The organism is Rhizobium sp. AN6A (genome assembly GCF_900215635.1).
Taxonomy (GTDB): domain Bacteria; phylum Pseudomonadota; class Alphaproteobacteria; order Rhizobiales; family Rhizobiaceae; genus Agrobacterium; species Agrobacterium tumefaciens.
Genome location: NZ_OCNC01000003.1, coordinates 1885425 through 1894903, shown reverse-complemented (window position 1 = coordinate 1894903; position 9479 = coordinate 1885425). Strand labels below are relative to the sequence as shown.

The 9479-nt window shown below is 57.0% G+C and carries 7 protein-coding genes; 6 read left to right on the top strand and 1 reads right to left on the bottom strand.

Annotation, left to right across the window (positions count from 1 at the left end; all coding sequences use genetic code 11):
- From CRO62_RS27045 to CRO62_RS12540, 3 genes are all read left to right on the top strand, one after another.
- On the top strand, nucleotides 1-517 hold a 517-nt coding region (locus CRO62_RS27045; protein ID WP_210201856.1), incomplete at its 5' end, for a hypothetical protein.
- 58 nt (nucleotides 518-575) lie between these two features.
- Nucleotides 576-1871 carry a hypothetical protein gene (locus tag CRO62_RS12550; protein WP_143539386.1) on the top strand — a complete coding sequence of 432 codons (1296 nt, stop codon included), beginning with the start codon at nucleotides 576-578 and terminating at the stop codon, nucleotides 1869-1871.
- Between the two features lie 431 nt (nucleotides 1872-2302).
- A complete protein-coding gene (locus CRO62_RS12540; RefSeq protein ID WP_097100365.1) occupies nucleotides 2303-3511 on the top strand; it encodes an MFS transporter in 1209 nt (402 codons plus the stop codon).
- A 416-nt stretch (nucleotides 3512-3927) separates the two neighbouring features.
- Here the strand turns inward: CRO62_RS12540 and CRO62_RS12535 are convergent, their stop codons facing one another.
- Nucleotides 3928-5016 carry a hypothetical protein gene (locus tag CRO62_RS12535; protein WP_097100364.1) on the bottom strand — a complete coding sequence of 363 codons (1089 nt, stop codon included), beginning with the start codon at nucleotides 5014-5016 and terminating at the stop codon, nucleotides 3928-3930.
- A 628-nt stretch (nucleotides 5017-5644) separates the two neighbouring features.
- Between CRO62_RS12535 and CRO62_RS12530 the strand changes: the two genes are divergently transcribed.
- The 3 genes from CRO62_RS12530 to CRO62_RS12520 all read left to right on the top strand — a co-directional run bounded on the left by CRO62_RS12530 (nucleotide 5645) and on the right by CRO62_RS12520 (nucleotide 9478).
- On the top strand, nucleotides 5645-7522 hold the full coding sequence (locus tag CRO62_RS12530; protein ID WP_097100363.1) for a TRAP transporter large permease subunit: 1878 nt from the start codon (nucleotides 5645-5647) through the stop codon (nucleotides 7520-7522).
- Nucleotides 7523-7587: 65 nt separating this feature from the next.
- Nucleotides 7588-8598: a TRAP transporter substrate-binding protein gene (locus tag CRO62_RS12525; protein ID WP_003517515.1), complete on the top strand. Its 1011-nt coding sequence runs from the start codon at nucleotides 7588-7590 to the stop codon at nucleotides 8596-8598.
- A 76-nt stretch (nucleotides 8599-8674) separates the two neighbouring features.
- Complete coding sequence (locus tag CRO62_RS12520) at nucleotides 8675-9478, top strand: SDR family NAD(P)-dependent oxidoreductase (RefSeq protein WP_179784507.1); 804 nt, start codon at nucleotides 8675-8677, stop codon at nucleotides 9476-9478.
- Nucleotide 9479 lies beyond the last annotated feature (1 nt).

Below are 9479 nucleotides of genomic sequence, written 5' to 3'. Positions count from 1 at the left end.
TCTCGAAGTTATCGGGCAACCGGGCACACTCATTACGGCTGAGCTTATCTCGCCGGGATCCATAAATTTGGCGGAAGCGAAACAGTACCTGCGGGAGTTCGTCCGGCTTGTTGATGTTCCGATCTTCGTCAACGAGGAACTGGTGAGTCAGGTGCCGCTGGAACAGGCCGTGCCCGCCATTCCGACCAACTATCACGAGCGGCTGAAAGCGGTGCGCATCGGCCCCAACCTCCAAGCGACGGGCGATATCGCAATCTCGGGTAACGCCATCATGCGCCTAGTCTTAACCGACCTGATTTGGAACGAGCAAACCGCTGAAGGGGCATTTGGCACTGCGCAGCAGCGACGGGGCTATCCAAACAGCCCGGAGCGGTTTTGGTCTAGCGATGGCTCCGATAAGCTCGATTTACGCGTTCGGCGGCGTGATCGACATGCAAGTCTTGCAGCCTACCGCGGGTCGCGAGGCACTCACGTCGGACGGTGTACAATTGCTCCAATCGATGATGACGGAAATTGACAACTTCGCTTCGGAGCGACTGTCAAACACCGAGCAATGCAATCAGAGTACCCCATTCATGCAATGGATCTGCTCCAATGGGCGCTACGACCTCGCGGGCAACTTAGCCATAGAAGTTTCGGAGCAAGACGATGTATCTTTGAAGGACGCGGTTTCATTATCCAGCAAGCGCACTGTTCGCTTATATGGTGGCAGCGATCCAACCGTCATCAAAACATTCTCCTCAGAAGACTCATTCCTGGCCATCTTGGCGCGAAACAATCCGCGGCGGCAATGCCAGGAGGGATATCTACGACGATACCCAGCGATCGAGGCAATACCTGACAGGCCTACCGTTACTAATTTGCAGGAGGGCATGGACCTCAGTACGAGCAAATGGGCCGTCTCCTACCGGCTTGTGTCGATAATCTCCGAGGATTTTTTCATCGACGTCGAGGTGGCGTTTGGAGAGATTTCCCATGGTGTGGTTGTGATGGTGGACCACAGCAAAAGAAGTGGGAAGACGCTAATTATCCTCAATTCCGTAGCCCAAGCGGTAATCACGCTCCTTCAAGTGTACGAGACACATCTTGACGCATTCCGAAGCTTGGCAAAGGACTTCGCAAGGAACGTTATATTCCCGCATATCTCTCACATTGTTCCAAGCAGCACTCGTCAAGGAGCGGAAGCGTTTATCGAAGCGATGCGCAGAAAGAGGGAAACATTCGAGTACGATAGCGATGAACTCGATGAACTGCCTTCGATTATGAAAGACTATAACGAAGGAAAGATTACTCTTGAAACATTGATCGACAAATCGAAGTTCGCGGCGCAAACAAGCGTGCAGATCGTGGAGGCGGCATCGCCAGTCAGCGATGTCGTACCGGATCTCATCGAGAACGAGAGAGCCGTTCAGGACCCGACCAACCATCAAACCCAATGGATTGCCGAACCCTCGATACTACGTACTGAAATTGGCTCACCTGCTAAGCTGATAACCATTGATCCCTCTGAGCCAGACCTGCGCGGCTACAGATGCTTTATCGCGCTTGCTCCAAGAGCATTCACCGAATTCGGTGATTTCTTCACACAACCGCATTCCACCTCAGTTGTTTGGGGCGGACAAAAGGCGCTGTTTATCTTCATCCACCACTCAGGGGAGTTTGGGGTTTACTACGATATGCAGACAATAGACTTTGTAAGTGAGAGCGCTGGCGGCGGCTCCCATCGAACATGCACGATCATGTTAAGAGACCGAATTTACATTCCGGTGCCGTCATCAATACAAGCTAGTTTTATCCCAAAATCCGGTGAAAAGAAACGTTTTGAGATAAAGGCGGATCTAATCAGAACGGGTACCGCCAAGTCGATCTGAACAACTACCTTGTGAAGCGCTCAGCTTCCACAGCATTTACGGATATCCTTGCGATCGCCTGTTCCGGCCATGCCAATCACAGCGTTGCCCTTGCCGATGACCGAATATTGTATCCACCATCGGGGCGGGCCTGCTTGTCGCCGATATAGCTCTTCATGATCCGATCAAGGCATTGATCGCAATCCCACAGTCAGCGTTCGATAATGCAGACGGAGTGAAGGCTTCAGTGGGCATTGTGACCGGCAGGCTCTCAGTCTGCCGCCAGCTATTCGTAAAGTCCTTCGTCGTCCCTACTCAAAAGTTGCGTACACGCGTCAACGGAAATTGTGCAACGCACAAATTTCGGAGGAATAGGTATGAAATTCGGATTTTTAGATACATATCATCCGAAAAAATTCGTCTAAAACTCTCCCAACTCAAGGAGAGACACCATGACGGACACGACATCAGAATTTGATGGGTCAACGATTGGCCTGGAGGCCGCAGAGGAACCCGCATGGACCGCCGCAACCTGGTTTGCGGTTCTTTCGATGGCGGCCACCAGTTTTGCGCTGGTATCGGCCGAGTTTCTGCCAGCGGGATTGTTGACGCCCATGGCGCGCGATCTCGGCATTACCGAGGGTACAGCCGGACAGGTTGTGACGGCGACCGCTTCCGTTGGCGCCGTGACTGCGCTGCTGAGCAATGTTCTCATCGGCAAACTGAACCGCAAGACCGTGCTTGTCGGTCTTAGTGCGCTGGCTATCGGCTCCAACATTCTAGCGTCATTTGCTGCCGATTTCTGGCTATTGTTGGTGGGCCGGGCCGGACTGGGGATCGCGCTCAGCGGTTTCTGGGCGCTTTCGGTTGCGGTAGTGGCGCGGCTCGTTGGCGCGAATTCTACCGGGCGCGGCATGGCTATCGTCACCCTCGGCGTTTCGCTCGCCACCATCGCTGCCCCTTCAATGGGCGCCTTGATCAGTGACTGGGTGGGATGGCGCATTGCCATGTCGATGACGGCGGGGCTTGCCGTGATTGCCATGCTGTTGCAGATACTCAGCCTGCCATCGCTGCCGGCAAGTACGAGCAACAGTCTTTCCGATGTTTTCCGGCTGACGCGGCGGCGCAGCGTTCAACTGGGGATGCTGGCAATCCTGTTGCTGATGACAGGGCATTTTGCTGGCTCGGTCTATGTGCGTCCCTTCCTCGAACAGGTGACGCTGCTTGACACCACGCCGATTGCCCTTGCCCTGCTCGGCTTTGGCGTCGCTTCCGTACTCGGCAATGTGCTGGGGGGCCGGATGGCTGACACCAGTATCCGCCTCGCACTCATCGTTACTGCCGCCCTGATGGCATTTGCGACGATTTCCCTCGTTATCTGGGGTGTTCATACCGGTGCCGCATTTGCTCTCGTCGCCCTTTGGGGCCTTGCCTTCGGCATGGCGCCTGTGGTGCTGCCGACCAACCTTTCCCGCGGCGCACCCGACGCGCTGGAGGCGGCAGGCAGCCTGATGGTCGTTTCCTTTCAGGTGGCCATCAGTATCGGTGCGGTTTTCGGCGGCTATATCGTCGATTCCTACGGTGCTACTGCGCCGCTGGCTCTGACCGCGATACTGGCTGCATCCACGGTCGCTCTGGCCTTGCTGCAGCGCCCTGAGTGATCCTTGCCTTCGTGCCGGATACGTTCAGCAAAAATCCTGCCTGATCTTCCGGATCAGTCAGGACGTTTCATGGAAGAGCAGATTTTCGTTGCGGTCTGTCGCGCTGGACAGGACGTTTGAGCCCTATTTAGCCGTTCGCGCCCAGTGGGGCGGCACCGGCGGAGGTCTTGCTTGGTCTACGGCTTCATGCGGCAGAGCGGCGGGGCCTACAGATCACATCTCAACCCGGCGCGGCGCTTTTGCATCGCTGACATCCCGGTTTTCGGCAGCAGGATGTGGGACCCCATCGTGGTTGACAGAAATGGCCTGATCTCGTTGGAGATCAAGCCACTTCCGTAGTCTTCGATGCAAACGAGTTTGTTATTAACGAGAGAGCCACTACTGCCGCAGAGGCTCGCTCTTTTCACGCGCACTGGTTACTTCCGGTAGGCGAGCCCACCCCAGATGCGGCCTTCGTCTCTGTGTCGGCCGCCGTGCACTGCGCCGATATAAGCGGCAGCAGCGGAAACGAGTGCAGAAGCCGCCAGCAGGAACGCTGTCAGAATGCCCGCGATACGCGCTTTTTCAGCGGCATCGGCAGCCTTGTTCTTGGCGTCTTCCAAAGCCTTCTGCGCTTCCGCCTTCACGGCCTCGACCTGCTTCTGAGCTTCATCCACCTTTTTCTGGGCTTCGGCTCTGACTGCCTGCACGCGCTCAACCGTCTCGTTTACCCGTGTCTGCGCATCGGCCTGGCTGATGCTTGTACGGGCTGCAATCTGGTTGGTGAGCCAGGTTTTGTCAGCATCGGAAATCTGGCCGGTTGCGAGAAGATTACCGAGAATGCCGCTGATCTGCCGCTGATAGTCGCCGGCGCCTTGATCAGCCGGGACAGGAGTGGTGGGAGCATCGGTTCTCAGAAGCGTATCGGTGAAGTAGTCGATCGGATTGGTCTTCAAGCCTTGAGGCAGCATCTGCTCTATGCTTGGCGCCGCCGCCTGACCAGCACCCTGTGCGAGGCCGCCTGCAGCACTGCCAGCGCCGGAGATGATACCGCCAGCCAGCTGGCCTGCGCCCTGCACTGCGCCTCCCACGGCTGAGCCGGTTGCCTCCACGGCAGTTTGTGCCACACTGCCGACAGCTTTGGCTCCACCGGACAGTACGCCAAGGGCGAGGAACGCGGAAACAACCGTTCCGAGGCCCCACACCACCAGGCCATTCACACCGTCGCGAACGGTCAGTTCGTTCTTATCGGCAGCGCCGGCGGGCCGACGCATCCGGCCGGCAATATAGCCACCCAGCATATAGGAGCCGACCATGGAGACGATGACAAAGAGCCCGGTGATAATGAGCCAGACTGTACTGATGTCGCCACCATCGTCCGCTGAAATTGAACTCAGGCCTAGGCCGCCTGCAAATGCGGTGAGGATAGCCATGGCTCCCGAGGAGATGACCGCGCCGGCAAAAATTGCGGGCCAGTCGACATAGCTGCGGTTTGGATTCGTCTCGATACCAATTGGATCAACCATCAGCGTAACCCCAGCAATGAGAGAATAAACAGGACAACGACGACGAGGCCGACTAGATAGATGATGGAATTCATGCGATCTCCTCCGAATGGACGATCAATCCTCCGCGTAGCGGTGATTATATGCAGTGAGACATGCGAGCTGATTGCTCCTTCACCAAACTCGCCGCGCTCCAAAAAGTTTCACAACCAGTCATTGACGCAGGACGATTTTACAAAATGTCGGCTCTCCGTAGCGCGACGCACGCTTTCCGGGTGTATGGCGACCTGCCCTGATCGGCCGGCACGATTTGCATTGGCTGGCCTTTGAATGAGGTGCCGTGCTGCAAGGCGATCACGAGAAATGGAGGTCTTATCAAGTATGATCCACTATATGGACCTTAAAGGCGCACAAATTAACTGCATAAATCCGTCTATTTACTGTTGATTTCGTGAAATATCCTGTGTATCCCGGATACACGGTTTTGTAACGGTCCATATTGTGGAGGCAATATCCCGATACATTCAGACCTTTGGAGGGGTCTGGCCAGTCTGGCAACAACAGCTATCTGATGTCGCGGTCGTGGCACGGACATCCTGTTTTGCCGACACCTTGTTGCGAAGGTTGTTCTGTGGGAGAGGAGGCCCCGATGACCATGACCGCAAACGCGAATGACGACGTATTTGTACTCGATGGCGAACTTTTGCACACCGGACCGGTAACAGGCTCGTGGTTCATGCGCCCTATCGAGGCAGTGGCGGCGGTGCTGCTGGCGATGATGATTGGCCTGCTTCTGCTGGGTGTGACGTCGCGTTATGCCCTGCATCTGCCGATTGTCTGGATCGATGAAACGGCGTCCTTGTGCTTTCTGTGGTTTGCCATGCTGGGCGCGGCAATCGCCATCGATCGCAGTGAACACCTGCGCCTCACGCTGTTTCTCAACATGTTCCCGGAACGGGTTCTGGGCTACATCAATTCCCTGGCACTGGTGCTGGTGGCGACATTTCTTGCAGCAATTATCAAGCCCGCCATGGAATACGCCATCGAGGAGTGGGTGGTTACGTCGGCGGCGCTGAATATCCCGATGTCGTTTCGCGCTGCGGCGCTGCCGGTCGGCGCCTGTCTTATGCTGCTTTTGGTGCTCAACAATCTCTTCCGACGAGAAAATCTGCGCGATATCATTGCGGCCCTTTTAACGGTCGCGGTTGCCTCCAGCCTGCTCTATCTGGCATCGCCGATGCTGGAATCCCTCGGCAATTTTAATCTGGCGATCTTCCTCGGCCTGTTCGTTGCGGTATTTCTGGTGCTGGGCGTTCCGATTGCCTTCTGCTTCGGCCTTGGAACCCTCGCCTATCTGACCTTCACCACCTGGGTTCCGACCATTGTGATGATCGGGCGCATGGATGAGGGCATGTCCGGCATCATTCTGCTGTCAGTGCCAGTCTTCGTGCTGCTGGGCTGCGTGCTCGATGCTACCGGCATGGGTAAGGCGATTGTCGAGCTTCTGTCCTCGATGTTCGGCCACATTCGCGCGGGCATGTCCTATGTTCTGCTCGGTTCGCTGTTTCTTGTCTCCGGCATTTCCGGCTCCAAGGTTTCTGATATGGCAACCGTCGCACCGGCGCTGTTTCCGGAAATGAAGCGCCGTGGCCACAAACCCAAGGAAATGATCGCGCTTCTGGCCACCGGCGCCGCCATGGCCGATACGGTTCCGCCCTCAATCGTGCTGATCGTTCTGGGTTCGGCGGCAGGTGTGTCTATTGCCGGCCTCTTCACCTCCGGATTCATGATTGCAATGGTACTGCTTCTGGTGCTGGCCGTTCTGGCCCGCTGGAAGGCGCGGGATGAAAACATGGAAGGCGCAAAGCGCACTCCATGGCCGCAGGTCGGCAAGGCAGCCCTGATTGCCGCACCGGCGCTCGTTCTGCCCTTCCTCATCCGCAGCTTGGTGGGCGGCGGTGTCGCCACGGCAACCGAAGTATCCACTATTGCCGTGCTCTACGCCATGATCGTCGGCGCAGTGCTTTATGGCGGCATCAGCCTCAGGAAGCTTTATTCGATGCTGGTCGAGACGGCAGCCCTTTCAGGGGCGATCCTGCTGATCCTCGGCTGTGCATCGGCCATGGCCTGGGGGCTGACGCAGAGCGGCTTTGCTTTCCAGCTGACCGCGATGATTACCGATCTTCCGGGCGGCTGGATGACCTACATGGTCGTGTCGATCCTGATTTTCATGATCCTGGGTTGCGTCCTGGAAGGACTGCCAGCAATCGTTCTGCTCGCGCCGATCATGTTCCCGATCGCCCGCACGCTTGGCATCAATGACATCCATTATTCGATGGTCGTGGTGGTCGCCATGAATATCGGCCTGATGGCGCCGCCCATCGGTATCGGCTTTTACATCGCCTGCAAGATCGGCAACGTGTCGCCGGACGAAGCCATGGGTGCCATCTGGCCCTATCTCGCAGCCATGATCATCGGCCTGCTGCTGATTGCAGCAATCCCCGGATTTTCGACCATTCTGCTCTGAGACCGTGGCGGGTCCGCCCGCCACGCCGATGAATGATACCTGCTTTATTTTGGGAGGAGAAAGCAATGAATATCAACAGACGTACCATACTCGCCGGCGCCGGTTCCGCCGTACTGGCCACCGCCTTCGTGTCGCGCGCCCGCGCTGCCCAATACAATTATAAATATGCCAACAATCTGCCTGCGGCGCACCCGATGAACATTCGCGCCAAGGAGGCCGCCGAGCGTATCGCCAAGGAGACCGATGGGCAGGTCAATATCAGCATCTTCCCCAGCAGCCAGCTGGGTGCCGACACAGACGTTTTGAGCCAGGTGCGCTCTGGAGGCGTTGAATTCTTCACGCTTTCGCCACTGATCCTGTCGACGCTGGTACCGAACGCATCCATCAGCGGCATCGGTTTCGCCTTCCCGAACTACGAGTCCGTATGGGCGGCCATGGATGGCGATCTCGGTAAATATGTCCGCGGCGAAATTGCCAAGCAGAATCTCGTTGCCATGGACACCATCTGGGATAACGGCTTCCGCCAGATCACCAGCGCGTCCAAACCCATCGCCACGCCGGCCGATCTCGAAAGCTTCAAGATCCGCGTGCCAGTGAGCCCGCTCTGGACCTCTATGTTCAAGGCATTCAAGTCGGCCCCTGCCTCGATCAATTTCGCCGAGGTCTATACTGCACTGCAGACCGGTGTGGTCGATGGCCAGGAAAATCCGCTGGCGATCATTTCCACCGCAAAGCTGTTCGAAGTGCAGAAATTCTGCTCGGTCACCAATCACATGTGGGACGGGTTCTGGTTCCTCGCCAACAAACGCGCCTGGGAGCGTTTGCCGGATGACCTGCGCGCCATCGTCGCCAAAAACCTCAACCAGTCCGGCAAAGATGAACGCGCCGATGTGGCGAAGCTCAATGCCTCGGTCAAGGAAGATCTGATTTCCAAGGGCATGACCTTCAACGACACGGATGCGACACTCTTCCGCGCCGCGCTGAAAGAGGCAGGCTTCTATTCAGAGTGGAAAGGCAAATACGGCGATGAAGCCTGGGCCATTCTTGAAAAGGCCGTTGGTGCAAGCCTGACCTGACCGGTCCGTTGAATAACTGGCCCCGCCCGTAGCGGGGCCAACCCGACTATGTCTGACGATTGGAATGGAGACTGCTTTGACAGGTCGCCTGACGGGAAAACGCGCGCTTGTGTTTGGCGCAGGATCATCGGGGCCGGGTTTTGGCAACGGCAAGGCTGCGGCCGTGCAATTTGCCCGCGAAGGCGCGCGCGTAGCCTGTGTCGATCTCTCCGCTGACGCAGCTCAGGAGACGGCTGAGATCATTCGCGGTGAAGGTTGGGAGGCGATTGCGGTTGCCGCCGATGTCACAGAACTACAGTCCGTATCGGCCACCGTTGCCCGTGCCTGCGAGGCCTTTGGTGGCATCGATATTCTGCACAATAATGTCGGCGTGACCCATATGGGCGGGCCGGTTGAGCTGGATGAGGAAAGCTTTCGCGCCTCGGTCGATCTCAATATCGGCTCCGTTTATCGCACCTCCAAGGCTGTGTTGCCGGTGATGTTGGCGCAGGGCGGCGGGGCCATTGTCAATATCTCGTCGCTCGCCTCCATTCGCTGGACCGGCTATCCCTATTTTGCCTATTACGCCATGAAGGCAGCTGTAAATCAGGCGACTGTGGCGCTGGCCATGCAATATGCCCGGCAGGGCATTCGTGCCAATTGCATTCTTCCGGGAATGATCGACACCCCACTGATCTACAAGCAGATCAGCAATCAGTATGCGTCTGTCGACGAGATGGTGGCGGCGCGCAATGCGGCTGTCCCGGTGGGTCGCATGGGCGATGCCTTCGATATTGCCCGAGCCGCCGTTTTTCTCGCATCTGATGAGGCTAAGTTCGTCACCGGCGTCTGTTTGCCGGTCGATGGCGGGCAAAGCTGTGCGGTGGGGGCGTTTTCCTGAG

Excerpts from the sequence above, each read along its gene's own strand:
- CRO62_RS12550 (WP_143539386.1), top strand. The coding sequence starts at position 576 with ATGCAATGGATCTGCTCCAATGGGCGCTACGACCTCGCGGGCAACTTA.
- CRO62_RS12540 (WP_097100365.1), top strand. The coding sequence starts at position 2,303 with ATGACGGACACGACATCAGAATTTGATGGGTCAACGATTGGCCTGGAG.
- CRO62_RS12535 (WP_097100364.1), bottom strand. The coding sequence starts at position 5,016 with ATGGTTGATCCAATTGGTATCGAGACGAATCCAAACCGCAGCTATGTC.
- CRO62_RS12530 (WP_097100363.1), top strand. The coding sequence starts at position 5,645 with ATGACCATGACCGCAAACGCGAATGACGACGTATTTGTACTCGATGGC.
- CRO62_RS12525 (WP_003517515.1), top strand. The coding sequence starts at position 7,588 with ATGAATATCAACAGACGTACCATACTCGCCGGCGCCGGTTCCGCCGTA.